The following is a 26,599-nucleotide window of genomic DNA, read 5'->3' on the forward strand; positions in this document are numbered from 1 at the left end:
CGCCCGCGCCGGCTTCCCCGCCCGTGCCCGTGTCCGCGCCCCCGTCCTCGGCCGGCCCGGGTTTCGGGTGGTCCAACATGTTCGTGAGTCCCGACGAGGACACCCGGTCCGACGGCGGGTTCCGGGGCGAGCGGGCCCTCCTGGCCGGTTACCTGCGCGACCGGCGGATCACCCTGGAGCTGAAGTGCTCCGGGCTCGACGCCGGGGCGATGGCCCGCCGGGCGGTGGAGCCCTCGGACCTGTCGCTGCTGGGCCTCGTACGCCACCTCGCGGGCGTGGAACAGAGGTGGTTCAGGGGGTCATGGCCGGCGAGGGGATCCGCCGCCACTACCGCTCGGAGCAGGAGCCGGACGGGGAGTTCACGGGTGCCGTGGCGACCAGGCGGTGGTGGCGGAGGCCTGGGCCACCTGGCGGGCGGAGGTCGCCTTCGCGGAGCGGCTCGTAGCGGAGGCCCCCGACCTGGGCGTCACCGGTGACGACGGTGGCGAGCCGACCGAACTGCGTGAGGTGCTGGTGCACATGATCGAGGAGTACGCCCGCCACAACGGCCACGCGGACCTGCTGCGGGAGCGGATCGACGGGCGCGTCGGCCAGTAGCGCGGAGTCGTCGTGGCGCCGGTTTGCCGCCGGCTCGCGGTGGGCGCTCTGCGCCGCGTCCCCGTGTGTGGGGCGCCCCTGCGTCGGGCGCCTTGGTTTCTGCTCCGGCGCCGGGCGCCGGGCGCCATCGCGTCGGGGCGCCTCGGCTTCGGGTGCCCGGGCCGGGTCGCCCGACCCGGTCTCGGGTGAGGTGCCCCGGTCCCGGGTCAGGTGGTCGGGCCGCGGGTCAGGTGGTCGGGGTGAGGGTGAGGCGGATCGTGCCGTCCTCGTCCGCCTCGACGCGGACCGAGGTCAGGTCGGGGACGTGGGCCGTCGGGCCGTACGCCGCCGCGCGCGGGCCGACGCCGATCACGCGCATGCCGGCCGCCAGGCCCGCGGCGATGCCGGCGCCGGAGTCCTCGAAGACCACGCAGTCGGCCGGGTCCGCGCCCAGCTCGGCCGCGCCCTTGAGGAACCCCTCGGGGTCGGGCTTGCTGGCCCCGACGGATTCGGCGGTGACGCGGACGGCCGGCATCGGCAGCGCGGCCGCCGTCATCCGGGCCGCCGCCAGGGCGGCGTCGGCCGAGGTGACGAGGGCGTGCGGGAGCCCGGCGATCGACGCCATGAACTCCTCGGCGCCCCCGACGGGGACCACGCCGTCGGTGTCGGCCGTCTCGCGGGCGAGCATCACCTTGTTCTCGGCGTGGTTGAGCTCCATCGGGCGCTCGGGCAGCAGGACGGCCATCGTGGCGTAGCCCTGGCGGCCGTGGACCACCTTGAGGGCCTCCTGTGGATCCAGCCCGTGGGACACCGCCCACTCCCGCCAGCAGCGCTCGACCACCGCGTCCGAGTTGACGATGGTGCCGTCCATGTCCAGGAGCAGGGCCCGGGTGGTGAGGACGACGGGGGTGGTGGTCGTGCTGGCCGGCATCGGAGGACTCCAGACGGGGCGGGAAAAGAGAACAAGTGGTTCCGTCCACCGGTCAGGGATTGAGGACGGAACCACTTTGTTCCTACACGATACAAAACGGGGGAGGGTGCGCGCCACCGCGCGCGGAGTGACTTATCCCTCCAGGGCCCGCCGGGTCGCCGGACCGTAGACGCCCGGCGGGTCCTCGTTGATGTCGTTGTAGAACTGGAAGTCGTCCACGGCCCGCTCCACGGAGTGCCCGTAGCGGCCGTCGAAGCGGCCCCGGTACAGGCCCTGGGCCGCGAGGAGGCGCTGGAGTTTCTCCACCTCGGGGCCGGAGTCCCCGGAGCGCAGGGTCGCGGGCTTGGCCGGCGGCGGCGGGGGAGCGGGAGTGGCGGGGCGGCTGGTGGTCGCCGACGGGGCCGGCGCCGCGGCCGACGAGCGGGACGCGGTGGGACTCGGGCTGGCCGAGGCGGACGGGGACGCGGAGCGCGACGCGGTGGCGCTCGCGCTGGGCGACGCCGACGCGGAGGGGGACGGTGTCGCCCCGGTCGGCCCGTCCGACGGCCCCACCGGGGCGACGCTGACGGCGGGCGCCGACGGACCGGGGTCCAGCAGGACGGCGTCGCCCTTCCCGGAGCCCGTGAGCACTCCGAGTGACAGCGCCACCGCGCCGGCGGCCAGTACGCCACCGCCCGCGATCAGCGGTATCCGCAGCCGGTTGCGCCGGGTGGAGCCCGTGCGGCGCGGGTGCGGGACGACGGGGCTCAGCTGCACCGTCTGCTCGGCCGGCGGTGGTACGGGTATGCCGTAGGCGGGTGTGTTCGGCTCCGGAGCGGTGGGCGGGCCCGCCTGGGCCGCCGGTACCGCGGCCATGAGCTCGGTCGCCGCCTCCGGGGTCGACCCGCCCCCGAAACCGGCACCCGCGGCACCTTCCGGCGTCGACGCGTACGGGCCCACCGCTCCCGGTCCACCCCAATCCGAGGGGGCCGGGGCCGGGGCCGGAGTCGGCCGGGGGGCGTAGGGGCGGATGCGGAGCGGGTCGAAGGATCCGTTCGGCATGCATGTGCATTCGGCGCGTACGGCGCCGCAATTCGGACAGCGCTCAGCGCTCACTGCTACCCCTCCCGTGGCCACTGCCAGCGATTATGCAGACCCCGCCGGTCCGCCCCAACCCGCCCGACAGGCCATAACCGGACACACCGCTCAGGATGGATGGTGCCGATCCTGCCTGAGGAGGACCCGATGGCCCAGGATGTCACCGCTTCGACCGTGGAACCCGGTCCCGGTGCCGAGCACGCCTCCCGGGAGGTGCTCGTATCGATCGGAGCCCTCCTGCTGGGCCTGCTGATCGCCGCCCTCGACCAGACCATCGTCTCCACCGCGCTGCCCACCATCGTCAGCGAGCTGGGCGGCATGGAGCACCTGTCCTGGGTGGTCACCGCCTACATGCTGGCCTCCACCGCGGCCACCCCACTGTGGGGCAAGCTCGGCGACCAGTACGGGCGCAAGAAGCTCTTCCAGTACGCCATCGTGCTCTTCCTGATCGGCTCCGCGCTCTGCGGCCTCGCCCAGAACATGCCCCAGCTCATCGGGTTCCGCGCCCTCCAGGGACTCGGCGGAGGCGGGCTGATGGTGCTCTCGATGGCGATCGTCGGTGACATCGTCCCGCCGCGCGAACGCGGCAAGTACCAGGGTCTCTTCGGCGCCGTCTTCGGTGCGACCAGCGTCCTGGGGCCGCTGCTGGGCGGCCTGTTCGTGGACCACCTGACCTGGCGGTGGGTCTTCTACATCAACCTCCCCATCGGGCTTGTCGCCCTCGTCGTCATCGCCGCGGTCCTGCGGATCCCGGCCCGTTCCTCGAAGCACACCATCGACTACCTCGGCACCGCGCTCATCGCCTCCGTCGCGACCTGCCTCGTGCTGGTCGCCTCCCTCGGCGGCACCACCTGGGCCTGGGCGTCGAGCCAGATCATCGGACTCGCCGTCCTCGGCGCGGTGCTCCTCGTCGCCTTCGTCCTCGTCGAGCGGCGGGCCGCCGAACCCGTGCTGCCGCTGAAGCTGTTCCGCATCCGCACCTTCACCCTCTGCTCGGTGATCAGTTTCATCGTCGGTTTCGCGATGTTCGGCGCGATGGTCTACCTGCCGACCTTCCTCCAGATCGTGCGGGGCGTCTCGCCGACCATGTCGGGCGTCCACATGCTGCCGATGGTCTTCGGCCTCCTGATCGCCTCCACCGTCTCCGGTCAGATCGTCAGCCGCACCGGGCGGTGGAAGGTCTTCCCGATTGCCGGCACCGGTGTCACCGCGATCGGACTGCTGCTCCTGCACCAGCTGGAACGCACCAGCTCCGACTGGCAGATGGGCGCCTCCTTCTTCGTCTTCGGCGCGGGCCTCGGTCTGGTCATGCAGGTCCTCGTCCTCGTCGTGCAGAACTCGGTCGGCTACGAGGACCTCGGCGTCGCCACCTCCGGTGCCACCTTCTTCCGCTCCATCGGCGCTTCCTTCGGCGTCGCCATCTTCGGCACGATCTTCACCAACCGGCTCGGCGACCAGCTCACCGCCGCCCTCGCCGGGGTCCCCCTGCCCTCCGGGGCGAGCGTGCAGCAACTGGAGGCGGACCCGCGGGCCATCGGCGCGCTCCCGGCGAACCTGCGGCCCACCGTGCTCGACGCCTACTCCACGGCCATCACCGACGTCTTCCTCTACGCCGTACCCGTGGTGCTGGTCGCCTTCGTGATCTCCTGGTTCCTGAAGGAGGACAAGCTCCGCGGCTCCGTCACCGCGCCCGACGTGACGGAGACCCTCGCCTCCAACCCCGTCGAGCGCTCCTCACGCGACGAGGTCGCCCGCGCGCTGTGCGTGCTGGGCAGCCGTGAGGGCCGCCGCCACGTCTACGAGAAGATCACCGACAAGGCGGGCTACGACCTGCTCCCCGCCGCCAGCTGGCTGCTGCTGCGGATCAACAAGTACGGCTCCGCCGACCCGGCCGAACTCGCGGAACGCACCGGCATACCCCTCAAGGCCATCACCGACGCCGGCCGCCAGACCGAGGAACGCCGCCTCGCGGTCCGCGAGGGCGTCTCGCTGGTCCTGACCGACCGGGGACGGGAGGCCGCGGCCCGGCTCGCCGCCGCCCGGCAGGAGTCCCTCGCCGAGCTGCTGGGCGACTGGTGGGGCCCCGAGCGCCCCACCGACCTGACCGAACTCGTCGAGGAGATCAACCGGGAGCTGTGCGGCTCCGACGCCGAGGAGCCCTACGACACCCTTCCGCGCCGGGACCACGCCGCCCCCTGACGGGCCCGTACGCGTCCCCGGGCCGGTGCCGCGGCGGCTCAGCCCAGGGGCTTCTCGAACCAGTGCTGGGCGTACGGCCCGGAGTTGTACGCCGGTATCTCGCGGTACCCGTGACGCGCGTACAGGGCGCGGGCCTCCACCAGGTCACTGCGGGTGTCCAGGCGCACCCGCCCCGCGCCCAGCGCACGGGCCTCCTCCTCCAGCGCGCCGAGCAGGGCCGCCCCGCCGCCGGTGCCGCGGGCCCTCGGGTCGACGTAGACCCGCGTGAGCTCGGCGGTGGCCGGGTCGAGCAGGCGTATGCCGCCGCAGGCCAGGGGCCGCCCGTCGAGCCGGCCGACCACGAACTGCCCCGTGGGCGGGACGAGGGCGTCGGCCGGATCGTCCGCCAGCCCCTCGTCGACCTCGGCCTCGGTGGCAGGCCGGTCCCAGTACCGTCCGGCGACCTCCGCGTAGTAGGCGCGGCGCAGGGCGGTGGCATCCGGCGTGCCGAAGGGCTCCGCCGTGACCTCCCACCCGGTGGTGGCCGGCGCTTCGATGATCAGGTTCTTGTCCATGGCGTCAGTGTGGAGCGTCTCCCGCCCTCCCCGCGTGGAATATCCACAGCCACGGGCCGATGATGAGGAAAGGTGTAAATAGGACTGGCGGGTGGCGGGGGACCGCGTCGACGGAGGATGTGAACGGTATGTCGGAGCATCCGGACTGTGCCCTGATCCGCCGCGGCTACGAGGCCTTCGGCAAGGGCGACATGGACACCCTGGGCACCCTGATGACGGCCGACGTCATCCACCACATGCCCGGCAGCAGCCCCCTGGCAGGGCACCACAAGGGCCGCGAGGCCGTCCTCGACCTCTACCGGCGCCTCGGCGAGGAGACCAACGGCACCTTCCGGGTCCGCCTGGAGAGGGTCCTGGTCGACGGCCGGGGCCATGCGATGGCCTTCCACATGGCCCAGGGCGACCGCGGCGACCGGGGCATCGAGATCCACGAGGGCCTCTTCTTCACCATCGTCGGCGGCAAGATCACCGACATCGACCAGTGCACCCAGGACATCGACGAGAGCGACGCCTTCTGGAGCTGAGCCCCTTGTCCCGCAAGGGCGGATCCCCGTGGGGCCCGAGGAGGCACGCCGCCCCGGGTCCCACGCACGTCAGCGGCGGATCACAGCATCACGCCTGCTTCGGAGCCGCCTGCTGCACGACCTCGAACGACCACACCTGGGACCCGGAGGCCGCGGGCTTCGGCCGCTCGCCGCCGCCGGCCCCGGCACCCGCGCCACCCTGGTGCGCGGCCTTCATCGGCCCCTCCATCCACGCCTGGAAGTCCTCCTCGGAGCGCCAGCGCGTGTACACGAGGTACTGGTCGGTGCCCTCGATCGGCCGGAGCAGCTCGAACCACTCGAAGCCGTCCGAACCCTCCACGGCCCCCGCCCGCGAGGCGAAGCGCTGCTCCAGGACTTCCCGCTGGTCGGCGGGGACGGTCAGTGCGTTGATCTTTACCACGCTGGGCACAAGACACCTCTCAGGGAACACGGGCCGGGCACCGCGCCTGGCCTTGACCACGTGCGAGCAGTCTCCTACATCCGCCGGTTCAGCCGATGATCCGGACCGACTGGGGGCCACCGATATGCGACCGGCCCTCCCCGGGGCCGATCGTGGTGACGCGGGTCTGGCAGGCCGTGCCGAGGTAGATGGTCATCCTCTTGTCCGTCTCGTCGACGATCAGATCCGCCCGGACCTGGAGGGCGAGACAGACGTTGTCCGGTGGGTTGACGATCCGGAATTCGTTCTGGTTGACGTCGAAATACCGGATCGAGCCCGTGGCGGCCTGCGCGTTGGTGGCCAGGCCCGTGGCGAGCACGGCCGCCGCGCCGACGGTGAGACCGATCCTGGCGAGGCGTGAGAGCGCGTGGCGGATATGCATAAATTGAATCCGTTCCTGATGGGTGGTGTTCGGGCGGCTCCACGTTCACACGTCAGTTCTCGTCTCGATATCCCCTTCACTCGAACGCGGCAAGGAAAATCGTTCGGCCATTCGCCCAATGGGTGGGGAGCATCAATCCCGCTCCGGAAGCCGCTCTCCCTTCGCGATGCCCGGGCACGCCGCCCCGGAGAACCCGCGGGGGATATCGTCGTGCCCGGCAGGGATCCGGTGCATCGGGCGCGGCGGTCGGGTGAAGTCGAGGTTGCGGTCGACAGGGGCGGGAGGACGGCGAGGCGTGGCTGACGCGGCGGAGCACGGCGGGGCCGACGGACATGCCGGGGTCATAGGCGGTAGCGGCGCCGACAGCGGCAGACTCGGGGCCGCGCGCCTCCTGCTGTGGGCGCTGGCGGCCGTGCTCGGCGTCAGGCAGGCCGCCGCCGTACTGAGCGTGCCGCCCGGCGAGTGGCTCAGCGGCCTGCACCTCCCCGGCGCCCCCGGCGGCCTGCCCGGCACGCTCTACGACGCCGGCCGGTTCACCGGCACCCCCTTCGCCGGACTCGTCCTCAAACCGCTGGTCGGCCTGGCCACGCCCTCCCTGGAAGTGGCCTGGACCTGCGTGACCCTGCTGTCCGTCGCCGCGATCGGGCTCGTCGCCGCACGCGGCCTGCCCGACCCCGTCCCCCGGCGCACCGCCCTGCTCGCCGCGCCCGTGCTGGTCGCGCTGATGATGGTCTCGCTGCCCGTCCGCGAGGCCGCCTCGCCCGGTCAGGCCGCCGTGCTGCCCGTGCTGCTGGTGCTGCTCGCGTTCTTCCGGGTGCCCGGGGAGCGCCCCGCCGGGTTCCTCGTCGGGCTCGCCGCGGCCCTCCAGCCGGCCCTGCTGCTGTTCGCCCCGCTGCTGTGGCTGACCGGACGCCGCCCCACCGCCCAGGCAGCCGCCCTGACCTTCGCCGGAGCCACCGCGCTGTCCTGGGCGTCACTGCCGCGCGACTCGTGGACGTACTGGGTCGAGCACCTCGCCGGCTCCGGCCTCGGCGGCGCCCCCGACGGGCCCGCCAACCAGTCCCTCCACGGCGCCCTGCTGCGCCTCGGCCTCAGCGGCCCCACCGAGATCGTCCTCTACGCCGCCCTCGCCGCCGCGGTCGCCTGCGTCGGCCTGCGCCGCGCGGCCCGCTACGCCCGCGACGGCCAGCTGCTGCTCGCCGTCGCCGTCACCGGCTGCGTCGCCGTCGCCGTGTCCCCGGACGGGTGGCGCCACCAGATGCTGTGGGTGCTGCTCGCCGTGGCCGGCCGGGTGGGCGAGCGGGCCGCCGACCGGCGGGTGTGGCCGGTGGCCGTGGTGCTCGCGATGACCCTGCCGAGCGCCGTGCTGCTGCCCAACATGGCCGCGCTGGCCCCCGTACGGGACAACGTGCCGCTCCTCGCGGCCCTCGCGGCGGCCTGCGCCGTGCCGTTCCTGCCGCGCTCGTCCCCGTACTGGCGCGAGCCCGTGCCCACGCTCTACGGGCGGCCCGCCGCCACGCGGTTCCCGCGCGTCCCGCTGTTGCCGTTCTGGCGCAAGGCGCTCTCCCGCCCCAACCTGCTGCTGGAGCTGCTGCTGATACGGGTCGGCTACTCGCTCTACTCGCACATCCGGGCCGCCGCCCCCGCGAGCCGGTCCGTCGCCGAGGCCAACGGCGGCCGGATCCACGCGATCGAGCAGGCACTCGGCATCGACATCGAACGCGCCGTCAACCGGGCCGTGGTGGACACGCCCTGGCTGGAGGCGTTCTTCAACTTCTACTACACCTCCTTCCACTTCGTGGTGCCGCTGGCCGTCCTCGCCGTCCTGTACCGGCGCAGCCCGGGGGACTACCGCTGGGCGCGGGCCTCGCTGGGGCTCGCCACCGTGATCGCCCTGGCCGGCTTCTGGCTGTACCCGCTGGCCCCGCCGCGGCTCATGCCGGACCTCGGTTTCGTCGACACCGTGCACGGCGTCCAGGACCTCGCGAACCCCTCGTACGGGGCGATGACCGCGATCTCCAACCAGTACGCGGCGATGCCCTCGCTGCACTTCGGCTGGTCGCTGTGGTGCGGGACGGTGATCGTGGTGCTCGCGCCCAGGGGTTGGCAGAAGCTGCTCGGCGCGCTCCACCCGCTGATCACGGTCTGCGCGATCGTGGCCACCGCGAACCACTGGGTCCTGGACGCGGTCGGCGGCGCGCTGGTCGTCGGCGCCGGGTTCGGGCTGGTCCACCTGCTGTCCGGGCCGCGCGGGGTCCAGGTCAGCCTGCCCCTGCCGGGACAGCGCGCGGAGGCCGAGGCGGAGGCCGGGCGGCCGCTACGCGCACCCGCCCGCTCGGGGCGCGCCTGAGACCGGGCGCCGCCCCGGCCCGCCCCCCGAGCGGCGGCGCAGCAGCGCGCGCAGCGGGCCCGGGCTCTCGTACCCGACCCGCCGGGCCACCGCCGCGAGCGGCAGCGCGGTGGTGCGCAGCAGGTGTTCGGCCTGTTCCACGCGCAGGTCCTGGACCAGGCGGATCGGGGAGCAGCCGAGGGTGCGGGCCATCGTGCGCTGGAGGGTGCGCTCGCTGACGCCCAGGTCGCGGGCGGCTTCGGCGATGGACAGGGGTTCGGCGATCCGGGCCCGCGCCCACTGCTCGAAGGCGGCGACCAGCGGGTCGTGACGGGCCATCGCGCCGGGGATCGCGTACGCGGCCTGCGAGGCCCGGTCGTCCACCACCAGGTAGTGCCGCACGAGGTCGGCCAGGGCCGGGCTGCGCATCCCGACGACGGACAGCGCCAGGTCGAGGTGGCTGAACGCGGCGCCCGCCGTGGTGACCCCGTCCGAGGTCGTGACCATCCGGGCCTCCTCCAGCGTCACCCGGCGGTAGCGGTCGCGGAAGACGGGAGCGAGCCACCAGCTCGTCGTGGCCCGCAGCCCGTCCAGCACTCCGGACTCCGCGAGCAGGAACGTTCCCGTACAGGAGGAGGCGAGCGGGGTGCGGCGCTCGCGGGCCCCGGCGAGCAGCCGGCGCGCGGAGCGGTGCGCGGGCGAGGCCACCGTTTCCAGCAGGGCCGCGGGGCGGCGCTCCATGAGGGCGGGCAGCACGAGGAGACCGGCGTCGAGCGCGGTGGAGGCGGGTTCGGTGTCGATCCGGTGCCCGAGCCCCGTACGGACCCGCCGGCGCACGCCGACGGTGTGGATCTCGAACGCCGGGGGCGCGGCTCCGGCGAGTTGCCCGCGCAGGGCGTTCGCGCAGTGCAGTACGTCCAGGACGGCCGAGATCCCGGAGTCGAAGACCCCGTCGAGGGCCAGTACGGCGATTTTCACGGGGGTCAGCCTACGGTCGCCGGGCCCGGACGGGTGCTGTCGGAAGTGATGCGGATGCTGCCGGATCCGTCACTCGTGCGCGCGCCGCGGGGGTGCCTAGGGTCGGTGCCATGACCACGTACGAGAACGCCACCGCCGAGGGCGGGCGCACCCGGACCCACACCTGGCGGCCGCGGCCCGAACCCACCCCGGAGATCCTGGGCATGAGCGGTCTGGACGTCCTGACGGCGGCCCTGAAGGGCACGCTGCCCGCGGCCTCGATGATGAGCACGCTGGGTTTCCGCCTGACCGACGTGGGGGAGGGCTTCGCCGTCTTCGAGGGCGACCCGGGCGACCACCTGCTGAACCCGATGGGCACGGTCCACGGCGGGTTCCTCGCCACCCTGCTGGACTCGGCGCTCGGCTCCGCGGTGATGACGCGGCTCCCGGCCGGTACCGCCTACACCACGGTCCAGCTGGGCGTGCACATGATCCGCCCGGTGCTGGCGGACACCCCGCCGCTGCGCTGCGAGGGGACCGCCCTGCACGTCGGCCGGACGACGGCCACCGCGGAGGCGCGCGTCGTGGGCACCCTCGACGGCAAGCTCTACGCGCACGGTACGACGACCTGCGCGATCCTGCGCACGACCTGACCCCGGCCCCCGGAAAGGCCCCGGCGGGTACCGCACCCGACCCGGCCCCCGCCCCCGCCCTGCCGGCGAGCGGCGCCCGCAACGGCCCGAAGCGGCGCCCGCAACGGGCCGGAGCCGCGCCCGCAACGGCCCGGAGCCGTGCCCGCAACGGCCCGGAGCCGTGCCCGCAACGGGCCGAAGGGGCGCCGGGGCAGTGGTGCCCCGGCGCCCCTTCGGTGGATCGCCGCGTCCTTCAGGATCGGGCAGCCGCGGGGATCCCGCCACTCGGGCGCGGTGTCCCGCACGGCGACCGGCGGACGGCAGGGGCCGGGGCGTGGAAGGTGGACGGTCCCTGCCGCCCTGGATCACGGGTCAACGGGAGCTGACCCGGAGCTCCTTGATGCCGTTGAGCCAGGCCGCGCGCAGCCGCCGCGGGCCGTCGGCGGCCAGGCGCAGGTCGGGGAGGGCGTCGGCCAGGGCGTTGAAGATCAGGTCGATCTCCATGACGGCGAGGGACTTGCCGAGGCAGAAGTGCGGGCCGCCGCCGCCGAAGCCGAGGTGGGGGTTCGGGTCGCGGGTGATGTCGAAGACGTCGGGGTCCTCGAAGACCTCGGGGTCGTGGTTGGCGGAGGAGTAGAACATCCCCACCCGGTCGCCCGCCTTGATCTTCTGGCCGCCCAGCTCGGTGTCCCGGGTGGCGGTGCGCTGGAAGGAGACGACGGGGGTGGCCCAGCGCACGATCTCCTCCGCGGCCGTCGCCGGCCGGGTGGCCTTGTACAGCTCCCACTGTTCGGGGTGGGTGAGGAAGGCGTGCATGCCGTGGCTGATGGCGTTGCGGGTGGTCTCGTTCCCGGCGACCGCCAGCAGCAGCACGAAGAAGCCGAACTCGTCGGAGCGCAGGTTGCCCTCGCCCTCGGCCGCCACGAGCTGGCTGACGATGTCCTTGGCCGGGCACTCCTTGCGCGCGGCGGCCAGGTTCATCGCGTAGCCGATCAGCTCGACGGCGGCGTTGGCGCCGACCTCCTCGGTGATCGCGTACTCGGGGTCGTCGTAGGCGACCATCTTGTTCGACCAGTCGAAGATCCGGGCCCGGTCCTCCTGCGGGACGCCGATCAGTTCGGCGATCGCCTGGAGCGGGAGTTCGCAGGCCACTTGGGTGACGAAGTCGAAGCTGCCGTCGGCGGAGGCGGCCACGGCCTCCTCGGCGATCTTCCGGGCCCGGTCGCGCAGGGCCGTCTCCAGGCCGCGGATGGCCCGGGGGGTGAAGCCCCGCTGCACGATCTGGCGTACGCGGGTGTGTTCCGGCGGGTCCATGTTCAGCATGATCAGGCGCTGGGCATCTATCTGCTCGCGCTGGATGTGCTCGTTGAAGCGGATGATCGCCGTATTGGTGGTGGAGGAGAACAGCTCCGGGTGCGTGGAGACGTACTTGACGTCCGCGTGCCGGGTGACGGCCCAGTAGCCCTCGTCGTCGAAGCCGGTGACGCCCCGCCGTTGCGGGCACCACCACACCGGAGCGGTCCGCCGCAGCTGCGCGAACTCCGGCAGGGGGACGCGGTCGTGGAGGAGGTCGGGGTCGGTGGCGTCGAAGCCGTCGGGAAGCGCGGGGCAGGGCATCGGGCGACTCCAAGGTCTGACGAGGGTCTGACGGCCCATCAGAAGTTGGCTCGAAGGTAGTAACGAGTTCTAGAAGTAACAAGGCCTCTCGCGCCACCTGTTGCGTGTGGAATCCGTGTAAGCCGCGTGCACGACCCTTGCGTGCCGGGGGTTCGGGTCATAAGACTGCGGGGGAGAACTAGAACGCGTACTAGTTCAGGCGGGGCGCCGGGACGGCCCGCCGCGCTGGCGCTGTACAGGATGTGCAGGAGAGGACGAGCTCATGGCCGCGGAACCCGTCATCGTCGAAGCCGTACGCACCCCCATCGGGAAACGCGGGGGCGCCCTGGCCAACCTCCATCCCGCCTACCTCCTCGGCGAGACCTACCGCGAGCTCCTCGCCCGTACCGCGATCCAGCCCGACTGCGTCGAGCAGATCGTCGGCGGCACCGTCACCCACGCCGGCGAGCAGTCGATGAACCCGGCCCGCAACGCCTGGCTCGCCATGGGGCTGCCCTACGAGACCGCCGCGACGACGGTGGACTGCCAGTGCGGCAGCTCCCAGCAGGCCAACCACATGGTCGCCAACATGATCTCCGGCGGGGTCATGGACATCGGCATAGCCTGCGGGGTCGAGGCCATGAGCCGGGTCCCGCTGGGCTCCGGATCCAAGCACGGTCCGGGCAAGCCCTTCCCCGACGAGTGGAACGTCGACCTCCCGAACCAGTTCGAGGCCGCCGAGCGGATCGCCCGACGGCGCGGGCTGACCCGCGAGGACGTCGACCGCCTCGGCGTCCTCTCCCAGGAGCGGGCCGCCACCGCCTGGGCCGAGGAGCGCTTCAAGCGCGAGACCTTCGCCGTCCAGGTGCCGACCACCGAGGCCGAGCAGGCGGCCGGGCAGGGCATGTGGCGGCTGGTCGACCGGGACGAGGGGCTGCGCGACACCAGCATGGAGGGTCTGGCCCGGCTCAAGCCGGTCATGCCGACCGCCGTGCACACCGCCGGGAACTCCTCACAGATCTCCGACGGGGCCGCCGCCGTGATGTGGGCCTCCCGCAAGATGGCCCGCGCCCTCAAGCTCAAGCCGCGCGCCCGGATCGTCGCCCAGACCCTGGTCGGCGCCGATCCGCACTACCACCTGGACGGGCCGATCGACGCGACGCGGGCCGTGCTGGGCAAGGCCGGGATGTCCCTGCGCGACATCGACCTCGTCGAGATCAACGAGGCGTTCGCCTCCGTCGTCCTCAGCTGGGCCCAGGTCTTCGACCAGGACCTGGAGAAGGTCAACGTCAACGGCGGCGGCATCGCGCTCGGCCACCCCGTCGGCGCCACGGGCGCCCGGCTGATCACCACCGCGCTGCACGAGCTGGAGCGGCGCGACAAGGAGTTCGCCCTGATCACCATGTGCGCGGGAGGGGCGCTGGCGACCGGAACGATCATCCAGCGCCTGTGAGTCCCGCGGGCGCCCACCGACCCCGTGGGATGGGACGCGAAAGGCCCCGTCCGGCCGGACCTGGGGAGGCCGGCCACCGGGGCCTTCGTGTGTCTTCGGTGCGCTGTGCGCGGTCCACGGGTGGTTTAGTACCAGTGGTTGTTCTGCCAGAAGTTCCAGGCGCCGACGGGGCTGCCGTAGCGGGAGTTCATGTAGTCCAGGCCCCACTTGATCTGGGTGGCCGGGTTGGACTTCCAGTCCGAGCCCGCGGAGGCCATCTTCGAGGCCGGCAGGGCCTGGACCAGGCCGTAGGCGCCCGAGGAGGCGTTGGTGGCGGTGAAGTCCCAGCCGCTCTCGTGGGAGACGATCTTGTCGAAGGCCGCGAACTGCGCCGGGTCCTTGATCATCTGCTGGGCGATCGCCTTGGCGCTCATCGGGGCGGCCTGCGCGGGAACGGTGGCCAGCATCGAGCCGGCGACACCCAGGGCGAGGACGGTACCCGCGAGGGTCTTCTTCGAAGCGGCGATGCGGCGGATGACGGCGTTGGACACGGAGGGAACCTTCCGAAGGGGACAAGGACCGTCGCGGGCACGCCGAAGACGTGCGTGAACCACTCACGCAAAGGAGAGGGGATCCAGGGCGGCGGGTGAAGCACCCGTGCCGCCCGGCGACTCATCCAGTTCTACCGACGCCCCGACCGCCTGGCAAAGACCCCGCCTACTAGCCACCCTCGCAGCGGCGGCCCGCCGGCCCCCCTCCGAGCGGGTGCCCACGGGGCCTCCGGGGCCTACGACGCCGGTTCGTATGTGACCTGGGTCCTATGGGACGGCTCACCGCCGGACCCCCCGGATCTCACCGAACGTGACCGGCCGTGTCCCCCTCGGGGAGGCGATCCGGGGCGGAAGTGCCCTGCGGCCCGAAGGCGACGGGGGCGTCGAAGGCGGCCCTGCGGGTGGCCCGCCGCAGCGCCTTGAGCAGGGTGGCCCCGAGGGAGAGGGTCAGGACCACGGTCAGCGCCGCCCGCCCCAGGTCCCAGCCCAGCGAGGTCGCCAGGCAGTAGGCGAGGAAACGCGCCAGGTTCTGCGCCACCGGGTCGCCCGGGTGGAAGGAGATCCCCTGTCCCATGCCCTGCAGGAGCACCCAGCCCTGGAGGTTCATGACCGTGCCGTACGCGAACGAGCCCAGGAACCCGTACGCCGCCAGCATCGCCAGCTCGGCCCGCCCCCGGATCCTCTCCGGGCCGGGCAGCAGCCCGGCGCCGAGGGAGAACCAGCCCAGGGCCAGCATCTGGAACGGCATCCACGGCCCGACCCCGCCGGTCAGCAGGGCCGACGCGAACATCGTGACGGAGCCCAGGACGAAGCCGAAGCCCGGACCGAGGACCCGGCCGCTGAGCACCATCAGGAAAAACATGGGCTCCAGGCCGGCCGTGCCCGCGCCCAGTGGTCTCAGGGCCGCCCCCACGGCGGCGAGTACGCCCAGCATCGCCACCGCCTTGGCGTCCATCCCCTGGTCCGCGATGGTCGCCACGACCACCGCCACCAGCAGCGGCAGCAACGCCGCGAACAGCCACGGGGCGTCCTGGGAGTGGGCCAGGCCCGACTGGCGGTCGGCCAGCAGGGGCCAGCCGAAGGCGGCGATGCCGATCAGGGTGACGAGGACCAGGGCCGCGGCGGCACGGGGACCGACGCGCACGGGCCGGCCGGGCCGACCGGGGCGGCTCACGGGGTTCCTCCGAGGGCCGCGGCCACCTGGGACACCGTGAGCCAGTGCCCCGGGGCCAGGATCTTGGCCACCTGCGGGGCGAAGGCGGGGGAGGAGACGACGACCTCGGCCGTCGGGCCGTCCGCGACGACCTCGCCGCCCGCCAGGATCACCACCCGGTGGGCCAGCTCGGCCGCCAGCTCCACGTCGTGCGTGGCCAGCACGATGGCGTGCCCGTCGGCGGCGAGCCCGCGCAGCAGCCCGACCAGCCGTGCCTTGGCGGCGTAGTCCAGGCCGCGGGTGGGTTCGTCGAGGAGGAGCAGGGCCGGCCGGCCGGTCAGGACCAGGGCGAGGGCCAGGGTCAGCCGCTGGCCCTCGGACAGGTCCCGGGGGTGGGTGTCGTCCGGTACCCCGGGCAGCAGGGCGGAGACCAGGTCACGGCAGGTCCCGGGGGTGGCGCCGGCGTCGGCGTCGGCCGCGGCGCACTCCGCGGAGACGGTGTCGGCGTAGAGCAGGTCGCGGGGCTCCTGGGGGACCAGGCCCACCCGGCGCACCATCTCCCGGGGCGGGGTGCGGTGGGGGGCGCGGCCGCCGACGCTCACCTCGCCCGCCGTGGGAGCCAGGGTGCCGATCAGGGAGGCGAGGAGGGTGGACTTGCCGGCGCCGTTGCGGCCCATCAGGGCGACGACCTCGCCGGGGGCGACCGAGAGGCTGACGTCCCGGAGCACCTCGGCGCGGGGCCCGCGCCGCACGTACAGGTCGCGGACGACGGCCACCGGGGCGGCCGGGGCCGCCGCGCGGGTCACGGGGACGGGGCGGCGCCCGCGCAGCCGGGCGAACAGCCCGCGGCCGGACCGCGGGCCTCCGCCCGCCGGCGCCGCGACGGCCCGGCCGGCCCCACCACCCTGCACCGGGAGCCGGACCCCGGCCGCCTCCGGCTGCGCCGCCGTGCCCGGTGCGGGAGCCGGGGCGGAGTCGGCGCCCCCGGCGGTGAGGGGGGCGGGGGTGCGGCCGGTCAGGCGGGTGCGCAGGGGGGCGGCCGTGCGGCGGGCGTCGCGGACGGACAGCGGCAGGGGGGACCAGCCCGCCAGCCGCCCGAGGGCGACCACCGGGGGATGGACGGGGGAGACGGCCATGACCTCGGCCGGGGTGCCGAGCACGGGGGCCGCGCCGGGGGCGGGGAGCAGCAGGACCCGGTCGGCGTACTGCACGACCCGCTCCAGCCGGTGCTCCGCCATCAGCACCGTCGTGCCCAGGTCGTGCACGAGCCGCTGCAGCACCGCGAGGACCTCCTCCGCAGCCGCCGGGTCCAGGGCGGACGTCGGCTCGTCCAGCACCAGGACCTTCGGGTGCGGGGTCAGCACGGAGCCGATCGCGACCCGCTGCTGCTGGCCGCCGGACAGGGTGGCGATGGGGCGGTCGCGGAGTTCGTTCAGGCCCAGCAGGTCGAGGGTCTCCTCCACCCGGCGGCGCATCACCGCGGGCGGCAGGCCCAGCGACTCCATGCCGTAGGCCAGTTCGTCCTCCACCACGTCCGTCACGAAGTGCGCCGGCGGGTCCTGGCCCACCGTGCCCACCACGTCCGCCAGCTCCCGCGGCCGGTGGGTGCGCGTGTCGCGGCCCGCGACCGTCACCCGCCCCCGCAGGGTGCCGCCCGTGAAGTGCGGGACCAGCCCGGACACCGCCCCGAGCAGGGTGGACTTGCCCACCCCGGACGGGCCGACGAGGAGGGTGAGCTCCCCCTCGGGGAGGGTGAAGTCGGCGTCCCGGAGGGAGGGGTGCGCGGCGCCGTCGTAGGTCACCGACACCTGCTCGAAGCGGATCACTGCGCGGACTCCTCGGACGGTACGGGTGCCACGAAGGCGGGAAGCAGGCCGATCAGGATCGCCGCCGCGGGCCACAGCGGCAGCGTCGGCGCGACCAGCGGGACCACGCCCGGCCGCAGCCCCTCCGGGTCCACCGACGCGGCCCGGACCAGCAGGGCCGCGACCGCCGCCCCCGACCCGGAGACCAGCCATGCCCGCACCCCCCACCGGTCGGGCCGGTACCGGGTCCGGACGCTGCGCCGCCCGCCCAGGCGCAGCCCGGCCAGGGCCAGGACCAGGCCGATGCCGAGCACGGGCAACCCGTACGCGGCGCCCTCGGCCGCGAGCAGCCCGTACGTGCCGGCGCACATGCCGAGGAGGCCGCCCAGGGTGAGCGCGTTGGTGGTGTGCCGTACGGCGGGCGGGACCTGCGCCGTACGGCCGTAGCCGCGCGCGTCCATGGAGGCGGCGACGGCCACCGAACGCTCCAGGGCCCCCTCCAGCACCGGCAGCCCGATCTGGAGGACGGCCTTCACCCCGCCGGTGGGCCGGCCGCGCAGCCGGCGCGCGGTCCGCAGCCGGGCCACGTCCGCGACCATGTTCGGCGCGAACGTCATGGCCACGACCACCGCCACCCCCGCCTCGTACAGGGCGGCGGGCAGCGACTTCAGCAGCCGCGCCGGATTGGCCAGGGCGTTGGCGGCGCCGACGCAGATGAGCAGGGCGGCCAGCTTCGCGCCGTCGTAGAAGGCGAAGACCAGCTGTTCGGCGGTGACCCGGCCGCCGAGGCGGATGCCCTGCGCCCAGCCGGGCAGCGGGAGCTCGGGCAGCGTGAACAGGACGTGCGTGCCGGGGAGGGGGGAGCCGAGCAGCAGGGAGAACAGCAGCCGCAGCCCGACGACGAAGAGGCCGAGGCGGACGAACGCGCCGTAGGACCGGGCCCAGGGCGCGGAGGTGCGCCGGGCGGCGACCACGTACCCGGCGACGCCGACGATCAGGCCGAGGAGCAGCGGATTGGTGGTCCGGGAGGCGGCGGTGGCGAGCCCGAGGGCCCACAGCCACCAGGCCCCCGCGTGCAGGGCGTTGCCGCGCCGCGCCTCGGGAGCCCGCCAGGCCCCGCTCCTCTTGTACGTCGCCCCGCGCGTCCCCCGACCGGCACCGGCCGGGCCGGGCCCGGCCGGGGGTGCGTGCGTACCTGCCGCGCCGTGCGTCATCGCCCGCGGCGGCGGGACTGCCAGACACCGGCCGCGGCGACGGCGACCACGGCCGCAATGCCCGCGACCAGGCCCGCGGAGGGGCCGCCCGAGCCGGCGGGGGCGGAAGCGGAACCCGAAGCCGAACCCGGAGCCGAACCCGAAGCCGATGGGGCCGCGGCCCCGGGCTCCGGGTCGGCGATCGGCTCGCCGCAGCCCGTCCGCGGATAGCCGGAGATCCCGCACAGCAGGGCGGCGCCGTTGTAGCGCAGCGGCTTCGCCACCGACGCCAGCGCCTCGGCGGCGGTGGCCTCCGGGGCGACCTGGGCACAGGCGGTACGGGGGGCGTCCTGCGGCGGCCGCTCACCGCCGGGCGCGTCCTCGGGCACCCCGAAGTCGAGGACCAGGGCCACCCGCTTCTTGCCGTCGGCGGCCGCGGTGCCCGCGCAGACGGCCTCGAAGTCGGCGGCGGCGCGCGGCCGGGCCGCCTCGGCCGCCGCGTCCTTGCTGACCGAGAAGCGGAAGCCGAAGACCGTGCCGTCCGCGGGCCGGGCCGTCGACGGGCCCTGGGTGGCGTACGCCCAGGTGCCGCCCGCGCCGTCCCAGAACGACCAGTAGCGGTAGCCCGCCGCGAGGGCCGGGGAGGCGGCGATCAGGGTCAGCAGCAGGCCCAGGAGCACGGCGGCCGTAGTGCGCGGACGGCGGCGGATCACAGCTGGTTCTTCTTCCGGCGGCCGCTCAGCAGGATGCCGATGCCCATGCCGGCCGCGGCGCCCGCGCCGATGATCCACCAGACGTTCTGGCCGCCGGAACCGCCGTCGCCGTCGCTCTCGACCTTCTTCGGCTCGGTGTCGGCCGCCTGCGGGGCGGGGCCGGTGGCGTTCAGCGCGCCGACCAGGTCGGTGGAGCCGAAGGCCTTGGGGTCGGCGCCGGTGGCGTGCGCGACGAGGACCAGGGTGCCCAGCGCCGCCGGGTTGCCCTTGGACCAGTCGGCGGAGTTGTTCTTGAGCCACTCCAGCGCGCCCGCCGCCGCCTGCCGGTGGCCGGCCGCGGCCAGGGCGATCACGGCGTCGGCGGTGTTGCCGGTGTCGGCGGTGGGCTGGTCGGCGCCCGGGGTGACGGCCGTGAGGTGGCCGTCCTTCTTCAGGGCCTCGGCGAGGTAGCCGGCCGCGCCCTGGGCGGCGCCGGCCGGGTCGGCGGCGCCGGCCGGGCAGGGCAGCGCGGCGGCCGGGGTGTCCGTGGTGGCGGGGTCGACGACCGCGCCCTTGCCGAGACCGGCCAGCACGGCGGCGGCCGTGGCGTCGGCGTTGGCGGGGAGCTTGCCGTCGGCGGCCTGGTAGCCGAAGGCGCCGCGGTCGGCGGCCGGCTCGGCGGAGCAGCCCAGCTGGAAGGCGAGCAGGCCGTCGTAGGCGGACTTGCCCGCCTTCGACCTGACCTCGGCGGGCTTCTCGCCGGCCACCGCGAGGGCGCTGGTCACGATCGAGGTGGAGCTGCCCTCGCTGGGGGAGCCCGGGACGTACGCCCAGCCGCCGTCCTCGTTCTGGACGGACTTCAGCCAGTCCACGCCCTTCTTGACCGCCGCGTCCTGCCCGCCGAGCGCCTTCAGCGCCTGCACGGCGATGGCGGTGGCGTTGGTGTCGAACACCGTCGTCGTGTCGCAGGCCTTGGAGGCGTCCGCGCGGAAGGAGGCGAAGCCGCCGCTCGCACACTGCTGGCCGGTGAGCCAGGCCACGGCCTGCGCGGCGGGCTTCTCGCCGGCCGTCCGCTGGGCGAGCAGCGCGATCGACTGGCGCCACACGCCGTCGTACGTCGGGTCGGCCTTGCCGAACAGGCCCGAGGGGACGACCGGCGGCGCGGACGGGGAGGGCGGCGCGGTGTCGGCGAGGGCTGCGGGGGCGGCGCCCACGCAGAGCACGGCGGAGGCGGCGAGCGCGGCGGCGCTGCGGCGGACGTTCATGGCGGGGCGGGTGCCTCTCGTGCAGGGGGACCGGAGGCAGGCACACGCGGGCACCGGGCTCCGGCTCCGTTTACCTCGACGGTGCCGGCCGCCGGAGGCCCCGGCGGCACGAGCCGCGCACCTCCGGTACGGGGCATCCCGGCTCCCCGCCGCGCGGAGCGCGGGCCGGGTCACGGTTGCGGGTCAGCGCCGGATTCGCACCGGCTTCCCCCCGTACTGAGGTGTGGACGACGGGCCCACTCTACCGGCCCGTAGCCCACCGGTCCGGGGGCGGCGGGCCCCGGCGCCCCTTACCCGGAGGTGCCCCGCGCCCCTCACAGCGCCCGGTACGCCACGGGCTCGGTACCCGGTACCGCTTCCGCGCGGCCCTGCTTCACCAGGCGCCGCAGATGCGCCTCGGCTTCCGAGACGGCGATGTTCCGGGACCCGTACGGGATCCGCTCCCACGGGCGGTTCCACTCCATCCGCTCCGCGAGCTCCCACGGGGTCAGCGGCTCGGCCAGCAGCCGCCACAGCCCGGTCAGCCGCTCCTCGTGGTGCTCCAGGAGTTCCCGTACGCGGGCGGGTGCGTCGGTGAAGGCGTGCTGGTGGGCCGGGAGCACCTCGGCGGGCTCCAGGCGGCCGATGCGTTCGAGGGAGTCGAGGTAGTCGCCGAGGGGATCGGTGACGCGGGTGTCCTCCGGGGCCTCGTAGAGGCCGATGTGCGGGGAGATCCCGGGCAGCAGGTGGTCGCCGGAGAAGAGCCGGCCATTGCCGGGCAGGCGGGCGGGGTGCTCCTCCTCCAGGTGGAGGCAGACGTGGCCGGGGGTGTGGCCGGGGGTCCAGATCGCGCGGAGCCGGCGCCCGGCGAGCGGCAGCAGCTCGCCGGGGACGATCTCCCGGTCGGGGACGGCGGCCCGCAGCCCGGGCAGGGTCCGCAGACGGCCGCTCGCGCGGGCCGCGCGCAGCGGGGCGACGTGCTCCTCGGGGGCTCCGGCGGCGGTCAGCTTCCCGCTCATGTAGTCGAACCAGACGCCGGGCTCGGCGGAGCGGGTCCGTACGACCACCTCCGTGTCGGCGGCGTGCATGGCGATCCACGCCCCGGAGGCCTCCCGCACCTGCCCGGAGAGCCCGTGGTGGTCGGGGTGGTGGTGGGTGATGACCACCCCGTGCACGTCGGCGACGGCGAGTCCGATCACGCCGAGCCCGGCGGCGAGGGCGTCCCAGGAGGCTGGGTCGTCCCAGCCGGTGTCGATCAGGACGGGGCCTCGGTCGGTGTCGAGGACGTGGACGAGGGTGTGCCCGAGCGGGTTGTCGGGGATGGGGACCTTGACGCCCCAGACGCCCCCGCCGTGGTCGGTGACGTGCGGCGCGGCCTCCGGTGTGGGCTCCGGTGTGGCTTGCGCGGCCTCTGTGGCCTCTGTGGCCTCTGACATGGGGACTCCCTGGCTCACTGCGGATCGATCGGGCCGTCGAGCGAGAACGTGTTGCAGTAGTCGCCCAAGTCGACCATCTCCCCGCCCTCCTGACCAGTCCTCGGATCTTCGGGGCGGCCCCGTCCCGGCCGTGGACTCCTGGAACTAGAACTGGTATCAGTTCTGCGACACCGCGCGCAGCCTCAGGAGGCATCAGCGATGACCGAGCTCGTGGAACACGGACACCTGTTCATCGGCGGGGAATGGACCGAGCCGCTGGGCACCGACACCATCCGCGTCGTCTCCCCCCACACCGAGCAGGTCATCGGCAGCGTCCCGCACGCCTCCCGCGCCGATGTGGACCGGGCCGTCGCCGTCGCGCGCAAGGCCTTCGACGAGGGCCCCTGGCCCCGGCTCTCCCTGGACGAACGGATCGCCGTCGTCACCCGGATCAAGGACGCCATCGCCGTCCGGCACGAGGAACTCGCCCGTTCCATCAGCTCCCAGAACGGCTCCCCGTACTCCTGGAGCGTCCTCGCCCAGGCCCTCGGCGCGATGATGGTCTACGACTCCGCCATCAAGGTCGCCGCCGCATATCCCTACGAGGAACGCCGCCAGGGCGCGCTCGGGCCGATCCTGGTGCGCCGCGAGCCGGTCGGGGTCGTCGCCGCCGTCATCCCCTGGAACGTCCCGCAGTTCGTGGCCGCCGCCAAGCTCGCACCGGCGCTGCTCGCCGGCTGCGCGGTGATCCTCAAGCCGTCGCCGGAGGCCCCGCTCGACTCGTACATCCTGGCCGACATCGCCCGGGAGGCCGGGCTGCCGCAGGGCGTGCTCTCCGTCCTGCCCGCCGACCGCGAGGTCAGCGAGTACCTGGTCGGCCACCCCGGGGTCGACAAGGTCTCCTTCACCGGATCCGTCGCGGCCGGCCGGCGGGTCATGGAGGTCGCCTCCCGCAACCTGACCCGGGTCACCCTCGAACTCGGCGGCAAGTCCGCCGCCGTGATCCTGCCCGACGCCGACCCGGCCGCCACCGTCGCCGGGATCGTGCCCGCCGCCTGGATGAACAACGGGCAGGCCTGCGTGGCCCAGACCCGCATCCTCGCCCCGCGCAGCCGCTACGAGGAGTACGCCGACGCCTTCGCGGCGGCCGCCGGGGCCCTCGTCGTGGGCGACCCGCTGGACCCGGCGACCCAGCTCGGCCCGCTCGTCGCGCAGCGCCAGCAGCAGCGGTCCCTGGACTACATCCGGATCGGCCAGGAGGAGGGCGCGAAGGTCCTCACCGGCGGCGGCCGCCCGGCCGGCCTGGAGCGCGGTTGGTACGTCGAGCCCACCCTCTTCGGCGACGTCGACAACTCGATGCGGATCGCCCGCGAGGAGATCTTCGGCCCGGTCGTCTGCCTGATCCCGTACGGGGACGAGGAGGAGGCCGTACGGGTGGCCAACGACTCGGAGTTCGGCCTCAGCGGCAGCGTCTGGACCGCCGACGTCGAGCACGGCGTCGACTTCGCGCGCCGGGTGCGCACGGGCACCTTCAACGTGAACACCTTCAGCCTGGACATGCTGGGCCCGTTCGGCGGCTACAAGAACAGCGGCCTGGGGCGGGAGTTCGGGCCGGAGGGGCTGAGCGAGTACCTGGAGCACAAGATGATCCACCTCCCGGCCGGTGCGTGATGGGGGACCGCTGGCAGATCGAGGTGGACCGGGGGGTCTGCATCGGCTCGGGCATGTGCGTGAACCACGCCCCGGAGGCCTTCGCCCTCGACTCGGCCCGGCAGTCCCACCCCCGCTCCCCGGAGACCGACGCCAACGAACCCGCCCTGACGGCCGCCGAGGGCTGCCCGGTGGAAGCGATCCTGATCACCCTCTCGGCGACGGGCGAACCGGTGTTCCCGCCGGAGGACTGAGGACGTCGTAAGGGGGGCCGAGGGCCGGGCCGCCCGGGGCGCGGGGGATGATCGCCGCCATGGGCAGAACGAAGCGGGCGGCCGGGGTGGCCGCCGGGGCGGTCGGGTTGGCCGGAGCGGGCGTCGCCGTGGTGGGCGGACTCCTGTGGTCCACGGCCGGGGACGACACCGACCACGGCTGGTTCCGGGTCCGCGAGCTCGGCCCGGCCGCCGCGGGGGGAGGGCCCTCGCGCGCCGAAGCGCAGGCCGGGTTGACCGACGCCGCCGCCGCGGCGGGCCTGACCCCCGGCACCCCCTCCCCCGCGCAGGAGGGGGCCCTGGCCGACTGCGTCGCCGACTGGACCGGCTCGGGCCCCGCCGACCCGGGCCGGTGGCGGTCGCTCGAAGCGGCCCTGACGGAACGCGGCTGGCAGGTCACGTCCCGACGCGGCGGCCCGGCCCCCGCGACCTCCCTGAAGAACGGCCCCTGGGGCCTGGTGGTCACCAACGGCGGCCTCCTGGACACCCTCTCCCTCGTGGCCCTGAGCAGCACCCCACCCTGCGAAGCGGCCTTCCGGCGCGACGCGGAGACACGGGGGCCCCGGGGGTAGGGGGCGGTGCGGGGGCTGGGCGGGGTCGGGGGTGGGCGGTGCACCCTCGGCCGGGACCAGGGGACGCCCCCGAACCCTCCCTGACGCGGGCCGAGTCGAGTCCCGCCGTCCGCCGACCCCGCCCGGCCGCTCCCCCCTACGCCCCGATCAAGCCTTTTCCGGTGCCGTCAGGTCGATCAGGCGGCAGACCGTTTCGATGTCTATCTTGACCTGGGCGATCGAGGCGCGGCCCGAGAGCCAGGTGATCAGGGCCGAGTGCCAGGTGTGCTCGATGACGCGGACCGCCGAGAGCTGTTCCGCCGTCGGCGGGGCGTCCAGGCCCATCGCGTCCAGGATGATGGCCGTGGTCAGCCGGGAGACCGTGTCGACCTCGGGGCTCACGCTGCGGTCGGCGAAGGTCAGGGCGCGGACCATGGCGTCGGCGAGGTGGGGTTCGCGCTGGAGGGCGCGGAAGGCGCGCATGAGGGTCTCCGCCACCCGCGCGGCCGGTTCGTCGCCCGCCGGGGGGCGTTTGCGCAGTGTCGTGTGCATGTGCTGGAGCTGGTCCTGCATGGTGGCCACCAGGAGGTGCACCTTGGACGGGAAGTACCGGTACAGCGTGCCGAGGGCGACGCTGGAGGACTCCGCGACCTCGCGCATCTGCACGGCGTCGAAGCCGCCCCGGCTGGCCAGCTGCGCGCTGGCGTGCAGGATGCGGCGGCGGCGGGCCTCCTGGCGCTCCGTCAGGGGAGGGGACGCCGGCGTGGTCGCCGGTGTGGTCGCGGCTGCCGCGACCGCCTTCGCTTCCGCTGTCATGTGTCCCGTTCCTGGCGTTCCGTGTCGTTGCGGGGGAGCTGCTTCCGGGATGGTCCGGGCCCAGCATCTCAGGCGTCCGAGCCGTGGCGCGAATCACCTGCTCCGCCTCTTACGGTGTGGTTTCCGGCCGGTAGATTCAATGGTCTTCAACGGATCAAGTCTGAAACTTGTTCTACATTATCCGAGCGGTTACGCTCCGGCGAAAGTGCAGGGAGAAGGGGGCCGAGAGTGACCGCAGAGGCCATGGTGACAAGCCCTTTCGCGGGTTCCGCCACCGACGGCGACCGCCCGTTGCGCATCGCACTCCTCACCTATAAGGGGAACCCGTTCTGCGGCGGCCAGGGCGTCTACGTCCGCCACCTCTCGCGCGAGCTCGTGAAGCTGGGCCACTCCGTCGAGGTGATCGGCTCGCAGCCCTACCCGGTGCTCGACACCGGCGCCACGCTCACCGAGCTGCCGAGCCTGGACCTGTACCGCAGCCCCGATCCCTTCCGCACCCCGAAGCGCGACGAGTACCGGGACTGGATCGACGCGCTGGAGGTCGCCACCATGTGGACCGGCGGCTTCCCCGAGCCGCTGACCTTCTCACTCCGCGCCCGCCGCCACCTGCGCGCCCGCCGGGCCGAGTTCGACGTCATCCACGACAACCAGACCCTGGGCTACGGCCTGTTGGGGGACATCGGCGCGCCCCTGGTGACGACCGTCCACCACCCCATCACCGTCGACCGGGGGCTCGACCTCGCCGCCGCCAAGGGCCGCAAGAAGCGCGTCTCCGTGCGTCGTTGGTACGCCTTCACGCGCATGCAGGGCCGCGTCGCCCGCCGGCTGCCCTCCGTGCTGACCGTCTCCGGCTCCTCCCGGCAGGAGATCGCCGAGCACCTCGGTGTGCGCGACGACCGCATCCACGTCGTGCACATCGGCGCCGACACCGACCTCTGGTCGCCGGACGCCTCCGTCGCCGAGGTGCCCGGACGGATCGTCACCACCTCCAGCGCCGACGTCCCGCTCAAGGGCCTCGTCCACCTCGTCGAGGCGCTCGCCAAGCTCCGCACCGAGCGCCCCGACGCCCACCTCGTCGTCGTCGGCAAGCGCGCCGAGAGCGGCCCGGTCGCCCGCGCGATCGAGAAGTACGACCTCCAGGACGCGGTCCGGTTCGTCAAGGGCATCACCGACGCCGAGCTCGTCGACCTCGTGCGCAGCGCCCAGGTCGCCTGCGTGCCCTCCCTCTACGAAGGCTTCTCGCTCCCGGCGGCCGAGGCCATGGCCACCGGTACGCCCCTGGTCGCGACCACCGGCGGGGCCATCCCCGAGGTGGCGGGGCCGGACGGCGAGACCTGCCTGGCCGTGCCGCCCGGCGACGCGGGGGCGCTGTCCGCCGCGCTGGGCCGGCTCCTGGGCGACGCGGACCTGCGCGCCCGCCTCGGGGCGGCCGGGCGGGAGCGGGTCCTGGCCCGGTTCACCTGGGCCAAGGCCGCCGAGGGTACGGTCCGGTACTACAGAGCCGCGATCGAGCAGGCCGAGGCCGTCCGCGCGGGCCGCGCGGCGCGGTGACCTGCCGCCCCCACCGCTTCCCCCCTCCCATCCGCACCACCTCTCACCCCCGCGACC

General features: G+C 74.1%; 24 protein-coding genes, 1 pseudogene and 1 riboswitch. Of the genes and pseudogenes, 10 read left to right on the forward strand and 15 right to left on the reverse strand.

Translation table 11 applies throughout. From position 1 onward, the window contains the following. Window positions 1-77: 77 nt before the first annotated feature. Window positions 78-597, forward strand: a pseudogene (locus tag SLAV_RS25455) (DinB family protein). A 226-nt stretch (window positions 598-823) separates the two neighbouring features. On the opposite strand, the gene SLAV_RS25460 reads toward SLAV_RS25455, so the two are convergent. Together SLAV_RS25460 and SLAV_RS25465 are read right to left on the reverse strand one after the other, a co-directional pair. Then, window positions 824-1,507, reverse strand: coding sequence for an HAD-IA family hydrolase (locus SLAV_RS25460; protein ID WP_030227265.1), 684 nt, complete (start codon window positions 1,505-1,507; stop codon window positions 824-826). 132 nt (window positions 1,508-1,639) lie between these two features. After that, on the reverse strand, window positions 1,640-2,362 hold the full coding sequence (locus SLAV_RS25465; protein WP_158740547.1) for a peptidoglycan-binding domain-containing protein: 723 nt from the start codon (window positions 2,360-2,362) through the stop codon (window positions 1,640-1,642). A gap of 369 nt (window positions 2,363-2,731) precedes the next feature. Here SLAV_RS25465 and SLAV_RS25470 point away from each other — a divergent pair, with 369 nt between their 5' ends. Then, window positions 2,732-4,783, forward strand: coding sequence for an MDR family MFS transporter (locus SLAV_RS25470; protein WP_030227275.1), 2,052 nt, complete (start codon window positions 2,732-2,734; stop codon window positions 4,781-4,783). Window positions 4,784-4,821: 38 nt separating this feature from the next. On the opposite strand, the gene SLAV_RS25475 is transcribed toward SLAV_RS25470, so the two are convergent. Then, entirely contained in the window at window positions 4,822-5,337 is a 516-nt protein-coding gene (locus tag SLAV_RS25475) for a GNAT family N-acetyltransferase (RefSeq protein ID WP_051840490.1), read from the reverse strand. 128 nt (window positions 5,338-5,465) lie between these two features. On the opposite strand from SLAV_RS25475, the gene SLAV_RS25480 reads away from it, so the two are divergent. Continuing rightward, window positions 5,466-5,861: a nuclear transport factor 2 family protein gene (locus SLAV_RS25480; protein ID WP_030227280.1), complete on the forward strand. Its 396-nt coding sequence runs from the start codon at window positions 5,466-5,468 to the stop codon at window positions 5,859-5,861. Window positions 5,862-5,949: 88 nt separating this feature from the next. On the opposite strand, the gene SLAV_RS25485 is transcribed toward SLAV_RS25480, so the two are convergent. Together SLAV_RS25485 and SLAV_RS25490 are read right to left on the reverse strand one after the other, a co-directional pair. Next, on the reverse strand, window positions 5,950-6,291 hold the full coding sequence (locus SLAV_RS25485) for an antibiotic biosynthesis monooxygenase family protein (RefSeq protein ID WP_030227282.1): 342 nt from the start codon (window positions 6,289-6,291) through the stop codon (window positions 5,950-5,952). A gap of 79 nt (window positions 6,292-6,370) precedes the next feature. Next, window positions 6,371-6,703: a hypothetical protein gene (locus tag SLAV_RS25490; protein ID WP_030227283.1), complete on the reverse strand. Its 333-nt coding sequence runs from the start codon at window positions 6,701-6,703 to the stop codon at window positions 6,371-6,373. A 295-nt stretch (window positions 6,704-6,998) separates the two neighbouring features. On the opposite strand from SLAV_RS25490, the gene SLAV_RS25495 reads away from it, so the two are divergent. After that, the gene (locus SLAV_RS25495) at window positions 6,999-9,053 is read left to right on the forward strand and encodes a bifunctional glycosyltransferase 87/phosphatase PAP2 family protein (protein WP_051840491.1); all 2,055 of its coding nucleotides are present in this window, start codon (window positions 6,999-7,001) and stop codon (window positions 9,051-9,053) included. Here the strand turns inward: SLAV_RS25495 and SLAV_RS25500 are convergent. Next, a complete protein-coding gene (locus SLAV_RS25500; protein WP_051840493.1) occupies window positions 9,021-10,010 on the reverse strand; it encodes a GlxA family transcriptional regulator in 990 nt (329 codons plus the stop codon). The two genes, SLAV_RS25495 and SLAV_RS25500, sit on opposite strands and share 33 nt — an antisense overlap. 110 nt (window positions 10,011-10,120) lie before the next feature. Between SLAV_RS25500 and SLAV_RS25505 the strand changes: the two genes are divergently transcribed. Continuing rightward, window positions 10,121-10,642 (forward strand): PaaI family thioesterase, encoded by a 522-nt coding sequence (locus SLAV_RS25505; protein WP_030227288.1) that lies wholly within the window; start codon window positions 10,121-10,123, stop codon window positions 10,640-10,642. Between the two features lie 351 nt (window positions 10,643-10,993). On the opposite strand, the gene SLAV_RS25510 is transcribed toward SLAV_RS25505, so the two are convergent. Continuing rightward, window positions 10,994-12,238, reverse strand: a complete 1,245-nt coding sequence (locus SLAV_RS25510; protein ID WP_030227289.1) for a cytochrome P450 — start codon at window positions 12,236-12,238, stop codon at window positions 10,994-10,996. A gap of 262 nt (window positions 12,239-12,500) precedes the next feature. On the opposite strand from SLAV_RS25510, the gene SLAV_RS25515 reads away from it, so the two are divergent. Continuing rightward, window positions 12,501-13,670 carry a steroid 3-ketoacyl-CoA thiolase gene (locus SLAV_RS25515; protein ID WP_030227290.1) on the forward strand — a complete coding sequence of 390 codons (1,170 nt, stop codon included), beginning with the start codon at window positions 12,501-12,503 and terminating at the stop codon, window positions 13,668-13,670. Window positions 13,671-13,795: 125 nt separating this feature from the next. Here SLAV_RS25515 and SLAV_RS25520 read toward each other — a convergent pair whose 3' ends face one another. The 7 genes from SLAV_RS25520 to SLAV_RS25550 all read right to left on the reverse strand — a co-directional run bounded on the left by SLAV_RS25520 (window position 13,796) and on the right by SLAV_RS25550 (window position 21,723). Next, a complete protein-coding gene (locus SLAV_RS25520) occupies window positions 13,796-14,200 on the reverse strand; it encodes an aggregation-promoting factor C-terminal-like domain-containing protein (protein WP_100660961.1) in 405 nt (134 codons plus the stop codon). Window positions 14,201-14,501: 301 nt separating this feature from the next. Continuing rightward, window positions 14,502-15,374, reverse strand: coding sequence for an ECF transporter S component (locus SLAV_RS25525; protein ID WP_030241463.1), 873 nt, complete (start codon window positions 15,372-15,374; stop codon window positions 14,502-14,504). Further along, a complete protein-coding gene (locus tag SLAV_RS25530; protein ID WP_030241462.1) occupies window positions 15,371-17,179 on the reverse strand; it encodes an ABC transporter ATP-binding protein in 1,809 nt (602 codons plus the stop codon). Before SLAV_RS25530 ends, SLAV_RS25525 begins: the two co-directional genes overlap by 4 nt. After that, window positions 17,176-18,372, reverse strand: a complete 1,197-nt coding sequence (locus SLAV_RS25535; RefSeq protein ID WP_030241459.1) for an energy-coupling factor transporter transmembrane component T family protein — start codon at window positions 18,370-18,372, stop codon at window positions 17,176-17,178. Before SLAV_RS25535 ends, SLAV_RS25530 begins: the two co-directional genes overlap by 4 nt. Then, complete coding sequence (locus SLAV_RS25540; RefSeq protein WP_030241456.1) at window positions 18,369-19,061, reverse strand: SCO2322 family protein; 693 nt, start codon at window positions 19,059-19,061, stop codon at window positions 18,369-18,371. The genes SLAV_RS25535 and SLAV_RS25540 overlap by 4 nt, the downstream gene beginning before the upstream one ends. Beyond that, window positions 19,061-20,308, reverse strand: coding sequence for an SCO2321 family membrane protein (locus SLAV_RS25545; RefSeq protein ID WP_030241454.1), 1,248 nt, complete (start codon window positions 20,306-20,308; stop codon window positions 19,061-19,063). The genes SLAV_RS25540 and SLAV_RS25545 overlap by 1 nt, the downstream gene beginning before the upstream one ends. A gap of 132 nt (window positions 20,309-20,440) precedes the next feature. Beyond that, window positions 20,441-20,518: riboswitch (cobalamin riboswitch) on the reverse strand. A 104-nt stretch (window positions 20,519-20,622) separates the two neighbouring features. Beyond that, complete coding sequence (locus SLAV_RS25550; protein WP_234333963.1) at window positions 20,623-21,723, reverse strand: Strvi_7410 family MBL fold metallo-hydrolase; 1,101 nt, start codon at window positions 21,721-21,723, stop codon at window positions 20,623-20,625. Window positions 21,724-21,921: 198 nt separating this feature from the next. Between SLAV_RS25550 and SLAV_RS25555 the strand changes: the two genes are divergently transcribed. From SLAV_RS25555 to SLAV_RS25565, 3 genes are read left to right on the forward strand one after another with little or no spacing between them, the layout of a single operon-like run. Next, a complete protein-coding gene (locus SLAV_RS25555) occupies window positions 21,922-23,373 on the forward strand; it encodes an aldehyde dehydrogenase (protein WP_030241450.1) in 1,452 nt (483 codons plus the stop codon). Further along, window positions 23,373-23,606 carry a ferredoxin gene (locus tag SLAV_RS25560; RefSeq protein WP_030241447.1) on the forward strand — a complete coding sequence of 78 codons (234 nt, stop codon included), beginning with the start codon at window positions 23,373-23,375 and terminating at the stop codon, window positions 23,604-23,606. The genes SLAV_RS25555 and SLAV_RS25560 overlap by 1 nt, the downstream gene beginning before the upstream one ends. A 59-nt stretch (window positions 23,607-23,665) precedes the next feature. After that, window positions 23,666-24,196, forward strand: coding sequence for a hypothetical protein (locus SLAV_RS25565; RefSeq protein WP_158741009.1), 531 nt, complete (start codon window positions 23,666-23,668; stop codon window positions 24,194-24,196). Between the two features lie 147 nt (window positions 24,197-24,343). On the opposite strand, the gene SLAV_RS25570 is transcribed toward SLAV_RS25565, so the two are convergent. Further along, window positions 24,344-24,991, reverse strand: a complete 648-nt coding sequence (locus SLAV_RS25570) for a TetR family transcriptional regulator (protein WP_030241443.1) — start codon at window positions 24,989-24,991, stop codon at window positions 24,344-24,346. A gap of 228 nt (window positions 24,992-25,219) precedes the next feature. On the opposite strand from SLAV_RS25570, the gene SLAV_RS25575 reads away from it, so the two are divergent. Continuing rightward, the gene (locus SLAV_RS25575) at window positions 25,220-26,542 is read left to right on the forward strand and encodes a glycosyltransferase family 4 protein (RefSeq protein ID WP_051841531.1); all 1,323 of its coding nucleotides are present in this window, start codon (window positions 25,220-25,222) and stop codon (window positions 26,540-26,542) included. The last annotated feature ends 57 nt before the right edge of the window (window positions 26,543-26,599 follow it).

It is taken from the genome of Streptomyces lavendulae subsp. lavendulae (genome assembly GCF_002803845.1).
GTDB classification, from domain to species: Bacteria; Actinomycetota; Actinomycetes; order Streptomycetales; family Streptomycetaceae; genus Streptomyces; species Streptomyces lavendulae.